At 62.5% G+C, this 17,546-nt stretch carries 17 protein-coding genes and 1 tRNA gene; 7 read left to right on the forward strand and 11 right to left on the reverse strand.

The annotated features are described in order from the left end of the window. The 5 genes from D0Y60_RS17155 to D0Y60_RS17175 all read right to left on the reverse strand — a co-directional run. Positions 1-631 (reverse strand): electron transfer flavoprotein subunit beta/FixA family protein (locus D0Y60_RS17155; RefSeq protein WP_147324535.1); only part of this gene is annotated, 631 nt, incomplete at its 3' end. A gap of 172 nt (positions 632-803) precedes the next feature. Further along, complete coding sequence (locus D0Y60_RS17160) at positions 804-1,592, reverse strand: rhomboid family intramembrane serine protease (protein WP_117371196.1); 789 nt, start codon at positions 1,590-1,592, stop codon at positions 804-806. 33 nt (positions 1,593-1,625) lie between these two features. Beyond that, complete coding sequence (locus D0Y60_RS17165) at positions 1,626-2,204, reverse strand: cob(I)yrinic acid a,c-diamide adenosyltransferase (RefSeq protein ID WP_117371197.1); 579 nt, start codon at positions 2,202-2,204, stop codon at positions 1,626-1,628. Then, entirely contained in the window at positions 2,204-2,404 is a 201-nt protein-coding gene (locus D0Y60_RS17170; protein ID WP_117371198.1) for a twin transmembrane helix small protein, read from the reverse strand. The genes D0Y60_RS17165 and D0Y60_RS17170 overlap by 1 nt, the downstream gene beginning before the upstream one ends. Positions 2,405-2,504: 100 nt before the next feature. Continuing rightward, on the reverse strand, positions 2,505-3,347 hold the full coding sequence (locus D0Y60_RS17175) for an SDR family oxidoreductase (protein WP_245409214.1): 843 nt from the start codon (positions 3,345-3,347) through the stop codon (positions 2,505-2,507). Positions 3,348-3,448: 101 nt separating this feature from the next. Here D0Y60_RS17175 and D0Y60_RS17180 point away from each other — a divergent pair, with 101 nt between their 5' ends. Continuing rightward, complete coding sequence (locus tag D0Y60_RS17180; RefSeq protein WP_117371200.1) at positions 3,449-4,393, forward strand: YihY/virulence factor BrkB family protein; 945 nt, start codon at positions 3,449-3,451, stop codon at positions 4,391-4,393. On the opposite strand, the gene gluQRS is transcribed toward D0Y60_RS17180, so the two are convergent. Further along, positions 4,340-5,263 (reverse strand): tRNA glutamyl-Q(34) synthetase GluQRS, encoded by a 924-nt coding sequence (gene gluQRS / locus D0Y60_RS17185; RefSeq protein ID WP_199564223.1) that lies wholly within the window; start codon positions 5,261-5,263, stop codon positions 4,340-4,342. The two genes, D0Y60_RS17180 and gluQRS, sit on opposite strands and share 54 nt — an antisense overlap. 45 nt (positions 5,264-5,308) lie before the next feature. Between gluQRS and D0Y60_RS17190 the strand changes: the two genes are divergently transcribed. Beyond that, positions 5,309-5,959, forward strand: coding sequence for a DNA-3-methyladenine glycosylase (locus D0Y60_RS17190; RefSeq protein WP_117371381.1), 651 nt, complete (start codon positions 5,309-5,311; stop codon positions 5,957-5,959). Between the two features lie 104 nt (positions 5,960-6,063). Beyond that, positions 6,064-6,621 carry an HNH endonuclease gene (locus D0Y60_RS17195; protein WP_117371202.1) on the forward strand — a complete coding sequence of 186 codons (558 nt, stop codon included), beginning with the start codon at positions 6,064-6,066 and terminating at the stop codon, positions 6,619-6,621. A 67-nt stretch (positions 6,622-6,688) separates the two neighbouring features. Here D0Y60_RS17195 and D0Y60_RS17200 read toward each other — a convergent pair whose 3' ends face one another. Next, the gene (locus D0Y60_RS17200; protein ID WP_117371203.1) at positions 6,689-7,198 is read right to left on the reverse strand and encodes a disulfide bond formation protein B; all 510 of its coding nucleotides are present in this window, start codon (positions 7,196-7,198) and stop codon (positions 6,689-6,691) included. A gap of 179 nt (positions 7,199-7,377) precedes the next feature. Here D0Y60_RS17200 and D0Y60_RS17205 point away from each other — a divergent pair. Beyond that, positions 7,378-7,462 (forward strand) — tRNA-Leu (locus D0Y60_RS17205). Between the two features lie 256 nt (positions 7,463-7,718). On the opposite strand, the gene D0Y60_RS25240 is transcribed toward D0Y60_RS17205, so the two are convergent. Beyond that, entirely contained in the window at positions 7,719-8,633 is a 915-nt protein-coding gene (locus D0Y60_RS25240; protein ID WP_117371204.1) for a calcium-binding protein, read from the reverse strand. A gap of 175 nt (positions 8,634-8,808) precedes the next feature. On the opposite strand from D0Y60_RS25240, the gene D0Y60_RS17215 reads away from it, so the two are divergent. Further along, positions 8,809-9,072: a BON domain-containing protein gene (locus D0Y60_RS17215; RefSeq protein ID WP_117371205.1), complete on the forward strand. Its 264-nt coding sequence runs from the start codon at positions 8,809-8,811 to the stop codon at positions 9,070-9,072. A gap of 74 nt (positions 9,073-9,146) precedes the next feature. Beyond that, positions 9,147-10,790 (forward strand): AMP-binding protein, encoded by a 1,644-nt coding sequence (locus D0Y60_RS17220; RefSeq protein ID WP_117371206.1) that lies wholly within the window; start codon positions 9,147-9,149, stop codon positions 10,788-10,790. A 10-nt stretch (positions 10,791-10,800) separates the two neighbouring features. On the opposite strand, the gene D0Y60_RS17225 is transcribed toward D0Y60_RS17220, so the two are convergent. From D0Y60_RS17225 to secA, 3 genes are all read right to left on the reverse strand, one after another. Further along, on the reverse strand, positions 10,801-12,072 hold the full coding sequence (locus D0Y60_RS17225; RefSeq protein ID WP_117371207.1) for a GNAT family N-acetyltransferase: 1,272 nt from the start codon (positions 12,070-12,072) through the stop codon (positions 10,801-10,803). Beyond that, positions 12,062-13,489 carry an oligosaccharide flippase family protein gene (locus D0Y60_RS17230; protein WP_117371208.1) on the reverse strand — a complete coding sequence of 476 codons (1,428 nt, stop codon included), beginning with the start codon at positions 13,487-13,489 and terminating at the stop codon, positions 12,062-12,064. Before D0Y60_RS17230 ends, D0Y60_RS17225 begins: the two co-directional genes overlap by 11 nt. A gap of 149 nt (positions 13,490-13,638) precedes the next feature. Beyond that, positions 13,639-16,356, reverse strand: coding sequence for a preprotein translocase subunit SecA (gene secA, locus D0Y60_RS17235; RefSeq protein ID WP_117371209.1), 2,718 nt, complete (start codon positions 16,354-16,356; stop codon positions 13,639-13,641). Between the two features lie 237 nt (positions 16,357-16,593). Between secA and D0Y60_RS17240 the strand changes: the two genes are divergently transcribed. Beyond that, a complete protein-coding gene (locus tag D0Y60_RS17240; protein ID WP_117371210.1) occupies positions 16,594-17,493 on the forward strand; it encodes a peptidylprolyl isomerase in 900 nt (299 codons plus the stop codon). The last annotated feature ends 53 nt before the right edge of the window (positions 17,494-17,546 follow it).

Raw genomic sequence — 17,546 nt, forward strand, 5'->3', positions numbered from 1 at the left:
TGTCGACGCCGAAATCGGCCGGGCTCTTCTTGTCGAGCGGCTTCTTCTTCGCCTTCATGATGTTCGGCAGCGAGGCGTAGCGCGGCTCGTTGAGGCGAAGGTCCGTCGTGACGACCGCCGGAAGCTTCACTTCGATCGTCTGCAGGCCGCCGTCGACTTCGCGCGTCACCTGGGCAGAACCCGAACCGATCTCGACCTTGGAGGCGAAGGTCGCCTGCGCCCAGCCGAGCAGCGCCGACAGCATCTGCCCGGTCTGGTTGGAATCGTCGTCGATCGCCTGCTTGCCGACAATGATCAGGCCCGGCTGCTCGGCTTCCGCCACACCCTTGAGGATCTTGGCGACCGCCAGCGGCTCGACGGCGTCGTCCGTCTCGACCAAAACGGCGCGGTCCGCACCCATGGCGAGCGCGGTGCGCAGCGTCTCTTCAGCCTTCGCAGGACCAATCGACACCACAACCACTTCCTCAGCCTTGCCGGCTTCCTTCAGACGCAGCGCCTCTTCAACCGAAATCTCGTCGAACGGGTTCATCGACATCTTCACATTCGCAAGCTCAACGCCTGACCCATCCGCCTTGACGCGGATCTTTACGTTGTAATCAACAACGCGCTTCACTGGGACCAAGATCTTCATGGCTTCCTTCCTTCATATGCCCGCGAGGGAAAATGCGCCTTTCAGGGGCGTCCTGATTGTCGGTTGGCGACATCGATACGTGTTTTTTCCCCAAATACAATGCATCACGGGCCCTCCCCACGTGAAAACGCCGGCGTTATAAATTACCTTTACGTTCACGTCAATTTGTATCTTATTGCCGTCCCCAATGGGTCGGAGGAACGGAAGACCGGGTAGCAGCTTCCTCCACCGGCACCGGCGTCGCCTCCACATGCCGCACCGCCTTGGGCGTCACGATCGTGCGGTCGAAGAGCGGCACGCCGCGGCGGCGCAACACCAGAACCAGCAGCGCGCCAGCGACGATGCCGCCGACATGGGCGCCCCAGGAAACGCCCCCGTCACGGTTGACCGCCAGCATGTAGAACTGCTGCGCGATCCAGAAGGCGAGCGGAATGACCGCCGGCAGCGGCAGCGGAATGCGGAAGAACACCAGCACCCACACACGCACCTTGGGATGCAGCAGGAAATAGGCGGCCACCACACCTGAGATCGCCCCCGACGCGCCGATCAGCGGCGCCTCGGACTCCGGCTGAACGAGGCCGTGCACCAAAGCACCGGCCGCAGCACACAGGAGATAGAAGAGGAGAAAGCGGAAGTGTCCCAGCGCGTCCTCGACATTGTCGCCGAACACCCAGAGGAACAGCATGTTGGAGGCGAGATGCATGAAATCGCCATGCAGGAAGGCATAGGTGATGTAGGTCGCGTCCTCCGGCACCAGCACGAGACTGGGCTCGAGATCGGCGAAATCGAAAACGACCGCCGGGATATAACCGAGCCCCACCACCGCCGCATCGGAAAAGGCCTGCGTCGAAACGAGCCCCGTCACCAGCCAGACCACAACATTGATCGCGATCAGGCTGATCGTGACATATTGCACCTTGATATATTTCAGGGCGTTCGCGTCATGCAGCGGTATGAACATGGATCCCCTTCCCCAAGGCCTTGGCGGACGAGCTTACCTGTTCTGCCCCGGAACCCACAATATGTCCGTGCGCCCCTTGTCGTTCACAAAGCGCGCGGCAACGAAGAGGAAATCCGAAAGCCGGTTGATATAGGCGACGGCCGCAGCCGACACCGCCTCGCCCTCGCTCTCCTGCAAGGCGACGATGCGCCGCTCGGCCCGGCGCGCGACGGTGCGCGCCAGATGCAGCGCCGCCGCCGCCGGCGTGCCGCCCGGCAGCACGAAGGAGCGCAGCGGCTCGAGATCGGCATTGAGCGCATCGATCTCCTGCTCCAGCCGGTCGACCTGCGACTGCACGATGCGCAGCGGCTCGTAATCGAGCGTCTTGCCGGTTTCGGGCGTTGCGAGATCGGCACCGAGATCGAAGAGGTCATTCTGGATGCGGACGATCATCCGGTCGAGATCGGGGTGATCGGCAAGATGCTGGCGCACCAGACCGATGCAGGAATTCGTCTCGTCGACCGCGCCGTAGGATTCGACGCGCAGGTCATGTTTCTTGCGGCGCGGGCCGGCGACGAGGCCCGTCGTGCCGTCATCACCCGTGCGCGTGTAGATCTTGTTGAGCTTGACCATCAGCCGCGCCCGCCGCCGGTGATCCAAAGCGTGAGCATGATCAGCACGATGGCGATGGCCTGCAGCAGGACGCGCGCCTGCATCAGCTTGTTGGACGTGTTGCCGCTGCCGCCCTTGGCCATGTTGACGAGGCCGCGCACGAGCACGATGACGACGAGGCCCATGACGAGCAGGGTCATGAAGGTGAGGAAGGAAGACATGCCAACAATCCGGTTTGATTTCTGTCAGCCCTATTCACATAGGGCATTTCACGCAAAGTGCACGTCTTTTGCGGCAAAAAGCCTGCGACGCCGCGCCGCGTCAACCAAGCCGGCCGATGATGCGGTAGAAAAGCCCCGCCGGCAGTAGCTTTTTGAGCAGCACGCCCTGCTTCGCCGGCCGCGTAACGACGTAATGCGGCCGCGGCGCATTGGCGGTCAGCGCATGGCGCAACACCGCATGCACGGCCTCTGGCCCGAGCTTGCCACGCGCCGGTTTCGATTCGCCGCGCAGACGCTGGAGCTGCCGGCGGTATTCTTCCGCATGCACCGAGTTTTCGAGATCGATATTCTTCTCGATATAATGCAGCGCATTCGCGGTAAAGCGCGAGGCGATCGGCCCCGGCTCGATCAGGCTGACATGCACGCCCGAGCCCTTGAGCTCCATGCGCAGCGTCAGCGAAAGGCCCTCCAGTGCGAATTTCGACGCATTGTAGGCGCCGCGCCAGCGATAGGGCACGATGCCGAGGATCGATGAGCACTGCACGATGCGGCCATGGCCCTGGCGGCGCATGACGGGAATGACCCGCCGCGTCAGGTCGTGCCAGCCGAAGACATTCGTCTCGAACTGTTCGCGCAGCACCTCGACCGGCAGGTCCTCGACCGCGCCGGCCTGGCCATAGGCGCCGTTGTTAAAGAGCGCATCGAGCCGCCCGCCGGTGCGCGCAAGAACCGTCTCGGCAAGCGCCGCGATCGTGTCCGGCCGGGTATAATCCATCAGCAGCGCTTCGATGCCGTCGGCCTGAAGGCCCGCCAGATCCTCCTCCCGCCGCACGGTCGCAAAGACCCGCCAGCCTTCGGCCTTCAGGGCGCGGGCGCAATAGGCGCCGATCCCGGAGGAGCAGCCGGTGACGATGATGCTTCGCATGGTTTCTGGAGAAGACATGGTCATTTCCTGTACAAATTCGCCTTCGTTTCCCATATTCAACCGCAACAGACAATGAGAGTGCGGCCAAGCAACGGCCGTGAAGGGACTGGACATTGCCAATGCCGACCGCCATCCGACTAACCTACAAAGTCGTCTTCGATGCGATCTGGCATTTTTCCGAGGATGACGGCTGGGCGATGGGCAGCCATGTCGCGCTCTCCACCCTGCTCGCCATCTTCCCCTTCCTGATCTTCGGCACCGCCCTTGCTTCCTTTCTCGGCGCCGACCAGTTCGCCGAAACAGCGGTGCATCTCATCTTCGACACCTGGCCGGAATCGATCGCCGCCCCCATTTCGCGCGAGGTCGTCGCCGTCCTCACCATCCCACGGGGCGGCCTCCTGACGGTCTCCGTACTCGCCGCCGCCTACTTTGCCTCGAACGGCGTGGAGGCGCTGCGCATCTCGCTCAACCGCGCCTATAGGGTCGCCGAGACGCGCTACTGGTATGTCACGCGCCTCGCCAGCCTCGGCTTTGTCATCGCCAGCGTGCTGGCGCTTGCCGTCATCAGCATCGTGCTCGTCGCAGCACCGCTCGCGGTGCGCGCCACCGGCGACTGGCTGCCCTGGCTCACCTATGTCTATTCCTGGGTGGAAAGCTGGGGCCTGTTCGGTACGATCCTCGTCCTGTTCATCGGCCTCCTGATCGCCCATCTCTGGCTACCGGCCGGCCGGCGCAAAATCGCCGACGTGCTGCCCGGCATCGTCCTCACGCTGCTCGCCTGGGGGATTGGCGCCTACACCTTCGCGTCCTATCTCGCGACCTTCGCCAATTACGTCTCGACCTATGCCGGCCTCGCCTCGATCATGATCGCGCTGGTCTTCCTCTACATCGTCGGCGTGATCTTCATTCTCGGGGCCGAAATCAATGCCGCACTCCTGAAATACCGCGTCAAGCATGTCATCCTCGACAAGATCAGGGGCGTGAAGAAGCCCGCACCCGTCGTCGACGATTCAATGGAAGACGAAGCCATAGCCCGCGAGCAGGGCGCGAAGGCCGGTCGGTGACAGGCCCTTCTCCCGGTAGGCGGCAATGCCGGTATCCTGATTGCTCTTGGACAGTTTTCGCCCATCCGGCCCCGGCACCAGCCCGTGGTGCCGATAGGCCGGCGCCGGCAAGCCGAGAAGGCTCTGCAACAACCGGTGCACGGAGGTCGCATGAAAGAGGTCCTGTCCACGCACGACATCGGTGACGCCCTGCTCCGCATCGTCGAGCACCACGGCGAGATGGTAGCTGACCGGCGCATCTGGCCGCGAGAGGATGACGTCGCCCCAGCGCTCCGGCCGCGCCGACACGACACCCGTCTCGCCCTCCGGTCCCGCACCGGCCTCCGACCAGCCCAGACTGGCAGGCGCAAGCGCCAACGCCTTGTCCATATCGAGCCGCCAAGCGTGCTGCCGTCCCTCGGAAATCCATGCCAGCGCCTCGTCCCGGTCGAGCCCCCGTTCCTGCTTCGGGTAGAGCGGCGCACCGTCGGGATCGCGCGGCCAAACCCCGCCGATGGCCTCGTGCGCCTGCACCTGCGCCTTCACCTCGCCACGGCTCAAAAAACCCGGATAAAGCAGACCCATCGCCTTCAGGCGCTCCAGCGCCGCAGCATAGAAGCCAAGATGCTCCGATTGCCGCCGCACCGGCTTTTCCCAGTTAAGTCCCAGCCAGGCGAGATCGCGATAGATCGCCGCCTCGAATTCGGGTCGCGAGCGTGCCGGATCGATGTCTTCGATGCGCAGCAGGAAGCGGCCGCCGCAGGCTGCGGCAAGATCATGGTTGAGGATCGCCGAGAGCGCGTGGCCGAGATGCAGGAGCCCGTTCGGGCTCGGCGCGAAACGGAAGACACGCGATTTTGACAAAGCATTGTGCATGAGGTCTTCTGCCATGACGAGGCGCGCACGACAACAAAAGGGCGGCTCACGACAATGCAATTGCACATGATCAAAACGGATGCCGACGTCGCGGCCGGTCTCGTCGATCTCGCGCTGATCGACGTGCGCCTTTTTAACGTCATCGATAAGGCCGGCCCTGTGCCGCTACGCCGTCTGCCGCCCGGCTATCGCGGCCTTGCCGGCATCATCGTCGCGCAGATGGTGTCCCGGGCGAGCGCCGATGCGATATGGCGCCGGCTGGAAGAGACGGCGGGCGACATCACGCCTCACCACATGCTTCGGCTTTCCGATGAGGACTGCCGCACCATCGGCCTGTCGCGCGCGAAGGCCGAGACGTTGCGCCGCGCGGCCGACAGTGTCGATCGCGGTGACCTCGATCTCGATGCCATTTGCCACATGGAAGCCGCCGCCGCGACGCGGAAGCTGACCGCCATCAAGGGCATCGGCCGCTGGACCGCGGATGTGTATCTGCTGTTCTGTGGCGGCCACCCGGACATCTTCCCCTCGGGCGATGTCGCGCTTCAGAACGCGGTTGCCCACGCACTCGGGCTTGGAATGCGGCCAACGCCGCAGGAACTCGACACTATCGCCGAAAAATGGGCACCCTGGCGCGGCGTGTCGGCCCGGCTTTTCTGGGCTTATTATGCGCGGGAAATGCGCCGTGAGGTCGCGCCGATCCTGGAAGGATGAACCCGCGAAAATCCATAGTTTCCGCTTTTCCATTCCGGCTTCACAATGCTGTAACAACGGGCCTAATATAGAAGGGCAGATGCCGAATCGATCAGGAGAAGCCCTTGACGATTTCTGTTTCACCACAGGCCCTGCCAGCTCTCGTACTGAATGCTGACTACCGGCCGCTGAGTTATTACCCCTTGTCGCTTTGGTCCTGGCAGGACGCGATCAAGGCCGTGTTTCTTGACCGCGTCAACATCATCGCCGAATACGAGCATTCGGTGTCTTCGCCGAGTTTCACGATGCGCCTGCCGAGCGTCGTGTGTCTGAAAACCTACGTGCAGCCATCACGTCATCCGGCCTTTACCCGGTTCAACGTGTTCCTGCGCGACAAGTTCGAATGCCAGTACTGCGGGTCGCCGGACGACCTGACCTTCGACCATGTCATCCCGCGCGCCCATGGCGGCGAGACGACCTGGCAGAATGTGGTCGCCGCCTGCTCCCCGTGCAATCTGAGAAAAGGCAGCAAGCTGCCGAAGCAGGCGGGTATGCACCCGCATCAGAAGCCCTACCAGCCGACGGTTCAGGATCTGCACAATAACGGGCGACTGTTTCCACCCAACTATCTGCATGAAAGTTGGATGGACTATCTCTACTGGGACGTCGAACTGCAACCCTGACGCATCAGGCGCAAAACCGAAAAACGGTTTTGCGGCGATAGCATGCGTTTGAAACGGGTTGCGGGCATCACGCTTTCGTCGACTGCACGCCCTTGAAGGCGATCGCGGCGAGGATGAGGCTTGCAATCACATTCCAGCCGGCAAACGACAGGCCGAGCAGCCGGAACGACGCCTCCGTGCAGGACGGACCATGCTTGGTGTTGATGTCGGACAGGAGGTCGCCGGCATTCTGCGTGACGCCCTGCGCCGTCGTCGCGCAGGTTGCCGGTCCCTCCCAGAAGCCCCATTCGACACCCGCATGATAGACGCCCATGCCGGCACCGACGAGCATCATGATGCCGGCGACGGCGAGCAGCAACCGCGTCAGCCAGACCGGCCCATTGAACAGCGCTGAAAGCAGCGCCGCGACGGCAACGGGAATGCCGTAATAATAGGGATCGCGCTGCAGAAGGCAGAGCGCACAGGGAATGTAGCCGCCGATATGTTCGAAGGCGAGCGCACCGCCGACGGTCGCGGCCATGCCAAGGGAAAGCAGACCGGCGGAAGCCTTGCGGGAGAGATCGAGGGAAGCCGTCATCAGTTCGTCCAATCGAGCCGGCGGAGATGCCGACGAAACGGCGCCGAGTTCTATCAGGTGCGCCAACATTGTAAATCACCGCACGGAGAAGTGATAGCGTCGGTCTCTTCCGATCGCAGGCGATTTGCCGGTTGCCGCCCGCCCAAGCATCGTGTAAACGGCGATGGCTTCAGTGCCGTGCCCCATTGGCGGAACTGGTAGACGCGCTCGACTCAAAATCGAGTTCCGAAAGGAGTGCTGGTTCGATTCCGGCATGGGGCACCAAAATCACCACATCGCTATTCGACTTGAGACGGTTTCCTCGTGGGAAAACCGCGCCGTTTAGGGCGCGGTTGTAAAATCTCCATACCTTGGAGAAAAAATTCGTTTTTTAGCGGGAACAAATTTTGCAGGGCCGCATTTACTGTGTGCAACTGCAGACACCCCCGGATGCGGTTGTGAGGGGGACCCGAGAGCGATGTGCACGCTCTTGGGTCTCAACCATTTCAGGGGGATGTCTTCGCAGATATATGCGAACCTCTCAGAAGATGAAGTCGGTTCCGATAAGCTTCAGCGAAGTATCAAGCACTATCGTAAAATCGGCCTTGCCGTTTCCATCGGTGTCCCCATGGATGAACGTATCGCCGTTCTTGATCTCATACCGCAGTTCACCGGCCTTGTTATGGAATTTCTGCGTGCCGATGAAAGAGAAGTCCTGCAGGCCTTTGGCGGTGCTCGCATCAAAGGCGCTGAGATCGATCTTGTCTTTCTGTGTTCGGCTGAAATCGAAGATCTTGTCCGGCGCGGTCGTCAGTGAATCCGTCTTCGTGCGGAAGACGAACGTGTCCGCACCGGCACCACCGTAGAGCTTGTCAGCACCGGCACCGCCTTCCAGACGGTCGTTGCCCGCATCTCCCTTAAGCGTGTCGTTGCCGGCATCGCCCTTCAGCTTGTCATTGCCGTTGCCGCCTATGAGCGTATCGATGCCGTTGCCACCCGACATCGTGTCATTGCCATCGTAGCCGTAAAGCGTGTCGTTGCCGTCGCCGCCCCAGAAGACGTCGGCATATTTCGTCGCCTTGATGACGTCGTTACCCGAAAGAAGCGCGTTCAGGAACGTGCTTGAGTTGCCGCTGTTGATGGCCTTGGTCAGAGCCGGGCCGGAAAGCGAAAGGCCCGTGATATCCAACACCTTCGCACTCTCGGCAATCGCCGTAAAGGACGTAAGCGTACCGGTCTTGACGCCGATGACTTCGCCGTCGGCATCCTTGGCATAGGTGAGACCCTTGCCGAGGAATGTCATCGACGTGTCTTCGTCAACGTCCCAGAACTTCATGGAAGTCGTCGTAAATTTTTCTCGGTCGAAATCAAAGATCGACTCGAGCTTCTCGGAAATGAATTCGCTGAAACTGGCGCCCGACTTCGAGGTAAAGCCGCTGATATTGATGTTGCTCATATGCTATTCCCGGTTGCGATGTAAGAGGTCTAACCGCAACACGCCGTCGGCGGCAACGTCCATTCCGGGGCGGATCTGTTCGACTTCGAAACAATGCTAATCCTCTCTTAAACCGCAGCGAACAAATGCCGTCGATCGGCGTTTCCTTCCGTTAACCCGACCATAGGAGCGCGTCATGGTTTTCAAGGAAGCCACTTTCAAGGGCGAAAAACCCGAGCATGCCGAGCCGCCCCATCCTGCCTGGCTGGAGGCGCAGGTGGCCGATGCCCTGTCCGTCGCCGGTGACGTGGATGCCTCCGATGTCACCGTGACCTGCAAAGGCCGGCGGATCATTCTTTCGGGCAGTATCGGCTCCGCAGAAGAGGCCGAGCGCGCTGTCATCATCGCGGCGTCGGTGAAGGAGGTCGAGGAGATCGACAACCGTCTCGCCTGGCCCTGAGCCCGCAAAAAGCCGCCATTGCCGCCACCCCCTCCGAAATGCTAGTTGCAGTGCAGCAAACTGGAGTGGTGCGGATGCTCTTGGAGAGATCGACCTATGATGCGCTGTACGGGGATTTCCGATGGGACATCCCCGACAGGTTCAACATCGGCACCGCCGTCTCCAATGCCTGGGCCGTCCGCGCGCCGGATCGTGTCTGTCTTCAGCATTTCCTGCCGGATAGCGCGCCCCTTTCCATGACCTATGGCGAACTCGCCGCCCGCTCCGATGCCTTCGCCGCGGCGCTTGTCGCTGAGGGCGTCCAGAAGGGCGACCGCGTCGCGATCCTTTTGCCGCAGGGCTTCGAAACCGTGATCGCCCATGTCGCGATCTACAAGCTTGGCGCCATCGCGTTGCCGTTGGCGCTGCTGTTCGGCGCAGATGCGCTGCTGTTCCGGCTGAAGAACGCCGAGGCCAGAGCGATCGTGACGAACCGCTTCGGTGCCGAACGTTTGGGGCCGATCCGCGCCGAATTGCCGACGCTCGATCTCGTCGTGACCACGCAGCCATCGGACGATCCCTTGGCAAAATCCTTCCAGGATCTTGTCGAGAGACATGCCGGCCCCTTCGCCGCCGTCGACAGCGGCCCCGATGATCCGGCGATGATGATCTACACCTCGGGAACGACCGGCCCACCGAAGGGCGCGCTGCATGGCCACCGCGTTCTGCTTGGCCATGTGCCGGGCTTCCAGATGCACCACGAATTCCTGCCGCAGCCGGGCGACCGCATCTGGACGCCGTCGGACTGGGCCTGGGCGGGCGGACTTCTCAACGTGCTGCTGCCGGCGCTGCTGCTCGGCGTGCCCGTCGTCTCCTCGCCGGGCCAGAAATTCGATCCCGACATGGCCTATCGCATCATGCAGGACATGGATGTGCGCAACGCCTTCATTCCGCCGACGGCGCTGCGGCTGATGAAGACCGTCGCCAATCCGCGCGAAAAATACCGGCTGAACCTGCGCACCATCGGCTCGGCAGGCGAATCGCTCGGCCGCGAGACCTGGGAATGGGTGCGCGATACGCTCGGCATCACCATCAACGAATTCTACGGCCAGACCGAGTGCAACATCGTGCTCGGCTCCATCGGCAAGCTCGGCGTTTCCCGGCCGGGGCCGATCGGCAAGGCGGTTCCGGGCCATGTCGTCGCAATCATCGACGCGGCCGGCAAGGAAGTGTCGCGCGGCACCGTCGGCCAAGTCGCCGTCAAGCGGCCCGACCCCGTCATGTTCCTCGGCTACTGGAGGAACGAGAAAGCTACGGCGAAAAAGTTCATCGGCGACTGGATGACGACGGGCGATCTCGGGCGCATGGACGCGGAGGGTTACGTCACCTTCTTCGGCCGCGACGACGACGTGATCACCTCCTCAGGCTATCGCATCGGGCCGAGCGAGATCGAGGATTGCCTGGCCGGCCACCCCGCCGTGCAGCTCGCCGCCGCCGTCGGCAAGCCGGATCCGGTGCGCACGGAGATCGTCAAGGCCTATGTGATGCTGCGCCCGGGCTATACGCCCTCGCCGGCGCTGGCGGTGGACATCCGAGAATGGGTGAAGTCGCGGCTCTCCATGCACGAATATCCCCGCGAGGTGGACTTCGTCGACAGCCTTCCGCTCACGACATCGGGCAAGGTCATCCGCCACCTGCTGCGCAAGCGCGCAGCGGAGGAGACGCCCTTCGCCGCCTGAGCCTCTGGCTTTAGCGGCGGGCGAGCGAGCGGATCTTGTCGCGCAGCAGGCGCGCCACGTTGCGTGTGTTGCGGTAGAGGTGCAACTGGGCTGCCACCTGACGCACGTCGCGGTCGCGGTTCTGCTGCAGGCCGACGACCAGCGTGCCCATGTCTTCGCGCTCTTCCCAGAACCGGCTCATGACCGGGTGATCCGGCACCGCGCAGGAATCCGAGCGCGCGATATTGGCGTCGTCGAGATGCCATTCGGTCAGTTCCGCCACCAGAAGCTTGCCGGGCGAATATTTTGCGAAGTCCTCGTCATAGGCCGTCTTCCAGGTATAGGCCTCGCCGCCCATCATGAAGACTATCATCGAGGCGATAGCGCGGCCGTCGAGGTCGAGCGTGTGGATGCGCACGCCGTCGGTCTCGGCGAGATTGCTGATCGCCTCGCGCGCGAAGGCGGCGCGGTAGCGGTCGTTGATCATCGCCGTGCGGCCACGGCCCTTCCAGCCGCCGGCCTCGAGCAGCAGGAACTCCTCCATGCGCAGCCGGATATCGGCCGGTTGGCGGGCGACATTGTAGTTGAGCACGCCCAGCGCATCGAGCTTGCGCCATTGCCGGCGCAACTCGCGGAAATGCTCCGGCGCGATGGCCTTTTTCAGATAGGTCTGGCCATCGAGCAGGCTGTCCAGCATCGGCCGGCGATAGGTGTCGGTCACGGTGACGGGGAGGTTCCGGCCAATCGCGACGGCGCGGATCAGCTGGGCGAAGGCGCCGTTGAGGCGCAGATCCGGAAGGACGAGAATGGCGGGAAGCCCCGTATTGGGACCGCCCATCACCTCCAGAAAATTATCGAGCGTTTCAGCCGCCTCCTCGGCATCGACCAGTGGCGTGCCAAGAGGACCAAAGGGATTCGACCACGCGCGCAGGATGCTCGAGCCGATGGAGAAGCCGGGCTTTTCGACGGAGAACGGCATGAGGAAGCGCATACGGCTGCGCCCGCCCGCCTCATCGCGAATGACCGAAAGGCGCACCATGCGATCTTCCAGGCGCGGCATGGCGGGCGCCAGGAAACGGCCGGTGAAGAAGACGTTCGGCTCCATCACGCGGTTCGACAGGAAGTCGAGCTCCTGCTGCAGTTCATAGCCGGCATTCGCGGGATAGATGGCGAGCGAACGGCCGGAACGGCCGATGGCAAAACGCTGGTCGGCCGGGGGCTGGGCCAGCGGCGGCGCCGGTGGAATGGCCGCCTGGGCGCGGCCCGCAGCGATCGTGTGGTCGAAGCCGTGACTATCGGTCATGGTGGTCCGTCCCGTTGGCAAGTTTTGCCGTCACCGGATCGGCGAAGGCGAAGAGAAGAATGGAAAGTTTTTGCCGCACGGCGATATGCAGCAGCAGCGCCTCGACGACCATCGCGCCGGCCGTAGCGGAGGCCGCCCCGACGAGGCCGAAGAGCGGAATGAGCGTGACGTTGAAGGTGATGTTGGCGGCAAGTGCGGTGGCATAGACGGCAACGCAGAGCCTCTGCTCGCCGCACATGGTCAGCAGCACCTCGCCCGGCCCGACAAGCGCCTTGGCGAGAATGCCGGCAAAGAGGATGAACATCAGGCCCCAGCCCGCCGTGAAGGCCGGGCCGAATAGCGATAGCAGCAGATGACCGGCCGCCAGCACGGAAAGCCCGACGGCCAGCGACGGCCAGAAACTCCAGCGCGCCGTCTCGCCGGCAAAACGCGCCAGCCCCACGCGGTCGCCGGCGGCGAACATCGCGGAAAAACGCGGCGCGGCGGCAGCCTTCACCGAGAAGAACACGAAATGCACCAGCGCCATCGTCTTGGCGGCGGCGAAATAGATGGCGACGCTTTCCGGATCGAGGAACAGGCCGACGACGATGACATCGGAATTGGTGAGCAGGAAGCCGAAGCCCTCGATCAGGAAGATCGGCAGCGCCGCCTTGATCCAGAGCCCGAACTCGACCTTGTGCGGGCCGGCGAGATAGCGCTTGCCGAGCCTGCGCACGATGTTGAAGAACTGCGCCACCGTGGTGAGATAGGTGGCGGCAAGCGCTGCCACCATCGCCGTCAGCGCCGTGTGCGGCTCGCCCAGCCACACGGCCAGGACCATGAAAACGAGGATCAGCAGCGGACGGATGATATAGGTCGGGCTCAGCGCCACGACGGCCCAGCTATGGGCGCGCGCTGTGCTTTCGAGCACGTCGCCGAGCGCGATCATCGGCATGCAGAACAGGCCGACGAAGAGCGGCACGACATAGTAGCCGGCGACGTGGTCGCGAAAGAGCCAGAGCACGAGAAACCCGACCACCGCCAGCGCCGTCGATGAGAGCATCGCGAAAATGCGGGCCGTCGAGGTGAGGCCGCGGATTTCCGCATAGGCGCTGCGGCCGACATAGTCGGGCAGGAAACGCACGACCGTGGTGTGGAAGCCGAGACAGGACATGTCACCGAAAATGACGACGATCGCCCAGACGAAGACGAAGATGCCGTATTCGAACTCACCCATCACGCGGGCAAGGATGATCTGCGAGATGAAGGCGATGGCCGCGCTGGCGACGCGGATGGCAAAGGCGATCAGAGCCATGCGCTGCGCCAGGTTGCGCGGGTCGTCGCTGGCGAGAATGGCCGCGACGGCGCGCAGCAGAGGCTCAGCCTTGCCGCGAAGGCTCGATGGCAGCAACCTCTCCGCCGATTGAATGACCGCCATCAACACAGGAACCCGAACGCTACGCAAAACTCTACCAGCGTCAGTCTTGTCAGATCAGGGTTAACAAACGGTTGGATACGCGCCCTGTGGCGGCCAGCGCCCGAAAGAAAAATGCCGCCCGAAGGCGGCATTTTCCGTTTCCATTTCCATCAGGCCTGTTCGAAGGCGCCGTGGCAATGTTTGTACTTCTTGCCCGAACCGCAGGGGCAGGGTTCGTTGCGCGCAACATGGCCCCAGGTCGAGGGATCGTTCGGATCGCGGTTCTCAGCGGCAACAGCCATGAAGCCACCACGGCCTTCGCCGAAATCGTCCTCGCCGGTCGTACCGTCGATGTGATGGCCTTCCATTTCCGGCGGCACCGGTGCCGGGCTGTCGGCCGCCTGGCGCACCAGTTCTACGCGCATCAGCTGCGACGTCACGGTCTGGCGGAGGTTGGCGAGCAGCGCCTGGAAGAGTTCGAAGGCCTCGGCCTTGTATTCCTGCAGCGGATCGCGCTGGGCATAGCCGCGGAAGCCGATGACGGAGCGCAGGTGATCGAGGTTGACGATGTGCTCGCGCCACAGCATGTCCAGCGTCTGGAGCAGCACGGAGCGCTCGACATAGGTCATGATCTCGGGGCCGAAACGTTCCGCGCGGTCGGCGGCGGCGGCATCGGCGGCCTTGTGCAGGCGCTCCAGGATGTCCTTTTCGTCGATGCCTTCCTCGGCCGCCCAGGCTTCGATCGGCAGGTCGAGGTTCAGCTGTTCGAGCACACCCTTCTTGAGGCCGGCCACGTCCCACTGTTCGGCATAGGCATTTTCCGGAATGCTCAGGCGAACGAGGTTTTCGACGACTTCGTTGCGCATGTCGGACACGATCTCGGACAGATTTTCGCTGTCCATCAGCTCGATGCGCTGTTCGAAGATGACCTTGCGCTGATCGTTCAGCACGTCGTCATATTTCAGGAGGTTCTTGCGGATGTCGAAGTTACGGGCTTCGACCTTCTTCTGCGCACGCTCCAAAGCCTTGTTGATCCAGGGATGGACGATCGCCTCGCCTTCCTTGAGACCCAGCTTCTGCAGCATCGAATCCATGCGCTCGGAGCCGAAGATGCGCATCAGGTCGTCCTGCAGCGACAGGAAGAACTTCGAGCGGCCCGGGTCGCCCTGACGACCGGAACGGCCGCGCAGCTGGTTGTCGATGCGGCGGCTTTCGTGACGCTCGGTGGCAAGAACATAGAGACCGCCGCCGGCAAGCGCCTTTTCCTTGAGCTGCTTGACCTCTGCGATGATCTGATCGCGCTTGGCGTCACGCTCCGGGCCTGGCTCCATTTCGGCGAGATCGCGCTCGAGGCGCATTTCAAGGTTGCCGCCGAGCTGGATGTCCGTGCCGCGGCCGGCCATGTTGGTGGCGATCGTCACGGCGCCGGGAACGCCGGCCTGCGAAACGATATACGCTTCCTGTTCATGGTAACGGGCGTTGAGGACCTGGAAATCCTTGAAACCGGCCATGCGCAGACGCTCGGCGAGGTATTCGGACTTCTCGATCGAGGTCGTGCCGACGAGAACGGGCTGGCCCTTCTCGCGCGCATCCTTGATTTCCTGGATAATCGCCTTGTACTTCTCCTCGACCGTCCGATAGACCTCGTCGTCCTCGTCGCGGCGCTGGATCGGCAGGTTGGTCGGCACTTCCACGACTTCGAGGCCATAGATGTTGCCGAATTCCTCGGCTTCGGTGGAGGCCGTACCGGTCATACCGCCGAGCTTGGAATACATGCGGAAATAGTTCTGGAAGGTGATCGAAGCCAGAGTCTGGTTTTCCGGCTGGATCGTCACTTTTTCCTTGGCTTCCAGCGCCTGATGCTGGCCTTCCGAATAGCGGCGGCCCGGCATCATGCGGCCGGTGAACTCGTCGATGATGACGATCTCGTCGTTGCGGACGATGTAGTCTTTATCGCGGGTGAAGAGCTTGTGAGCCTTCAGCGCATTGTTGATGTGGTGAACGATCGCGACATTCTCGACGTCGTAAAGCGATTCGCCCTTGAGAAGGCCGGCCTGGCGCAGCAGATTTTCCAGCTTCTCCGTACCCACTTCCGAGAAGTTGGCGGAGCGCTGCTTCTCATCGATCTCATAGTCACCCTCGTCCAGCATCGGAATGAAGGCGTCGATGGTGGTGTAGAGGTCCGAGCGGTCGTCGAGCGGGCCGGAAATGATGAGCGGCGTACGCGCCTCGTCGACGAGGATCGAATCGACTTCGTCGACGATGGCGAAGAAGTGGCCGCGCTGCACCATCTGGCCGCGCTCATACTTCATGTTGTCGCGTAGATAGTCGAAGCCGAGTTCGTTGTTCGTCGCATAGGTGATGTCGGCGGCGTAAGCAGCGCGGCGCTGGTCGTCGTCGAGGCCATGCACGATGACACCGGTGGTCAGGCCGAGGAAGCCGTAGATCCGGCCCATCTGGGCGCTGTCGCGGCTGGCGAGGTAATCGTTGACCGTCACGACATGTACGCCCTTGCCGGCCAGCGCATTAAGATAGACGGGAAGCGTCGCGACGAGCGTCTTGCCTTCACCGGTCTTCATTTCGGCGATCGACTTCTCGTGCAGGATCATGCCGCCGATCAGCTGGACATCAAAGGGGCGCAGGCCGAGAACGCGGAACGCCGCCTCGCGGGCGACCGCGAAAGCCGGCACCAGAATGTCGTCGAGCGTCTTGCCGTTGGCGAGCTGCTCGCGGAATTCCACTGTCTTGGCGCGCAGGGCTTCGTCGGACAATGCCTTGATTTCAGGCTCCAGCGCATTGATGGCGTCGACGCGCGGCTTGTAGGAACGGACGCGGCGATCGTTCGAGGAACCGAACAACTTGCGGGCAATGCCGCCGAGGCTGACCATCAGGATGGTCCTTTCTTTATGGCGCCCGGCGCGTGACAGGTCGCACGTTTATTTGCGCGCAAAGCCGTGAAACGCCCGGAAACTGTTCTGGACGCGGGATTGCGTGACAGATAAGAGGGGGGTCGAATGATGTCAACGGCTCAGGCGGTTGCACAACGGCCACATTCTGGTGGTGTTGAGGCCCCTGGCACCGGATATCTCCCGATTCCGGCGAGGATGTGAAAGGTCTCATCGATTATGTTCAAGTATAGCAAGCTCGCAGCAGTCGCCGTCATCGCGATTGCCGCTGCAACGGCCGGCGCTCATGCGGAAGACGCAGCGGCAGACCCTGTTGTTGCCAAGGTCGGCGCCACGGAAATCCACGAATCGGAACTCAAGCTAGCAATCGCCGGCCTCGATCCGCAGCTTGCCAACCTGCCGGACGAGCAGAAGCGCGTTGCCGCCCTCTCCTCGATCATCGACGTCAAGCTGCTTGCAGCGGACGCCGACAAGGAAGGCCTGAAGGACAGCGCCGACTTCAAGCAGCGCCTCGCCTTCCTCACGGACCGCGAGCTGCACAATGCCTATTTCAAAAAGCACGTCGTCGATGCCGTCACCCCGGAAGAGGTGAAGGCGCGCTACGAAAAGGAAATCGCCGCGATCACGCCGGAAGACGAAATCCGCGCGCGCCACATCCTCGTCAAGACCGAGGAAGAGGCCAAGGCGATCATCAAGGATCTCGACGCTGGCAAGGATTTCATTGAAATCGCCAAGGAAAAGTCGACCGACCCGAACAAGTCCGAAGGCGGCGACCTCGGCTATTTCGGCAAGGGCCGCATGGTTCCGGAATTCGAAGCAGCCGCCTTCGCATTGGAAAAGGGCGCCTATTCCAAGGAGCCGGTGAAGACCCAGTTCGGCTTCCACGTCATCAAGATCGAAGACAAGCGCAAGCAGCAGCCCCCGGCACTCGACCAGGTCGAGCCGCAGGTTCGCCAGCTCGTCATGCGCGACAAGTATCTCGAGCTTCTGGCGAAGGCCAAGGCCGCAGCCCCCGTCGACATTCAGGACGCGACGCTGAAGACCGCCTATGACGCGGTCAATAAGCAGGAAGCTGCCGGCGAAGGCGAAGCCGCCCCGGCAACGGAAGGCCAGCAGTAATAAATCATGGCCCGGCGTTTACCGCCGGGCCTTTCTTCACACAGGAAAGCACG

This window comes from Shinella sp. WSJ-2, assembly GCF_003432075.1.
In the GTDB taxonomy this organism is placed as follows: Bacteria; Pseudomonadota; Alphaproteobacteria; order Rhizobiales; family Rhizobiaceae; genus Shinella.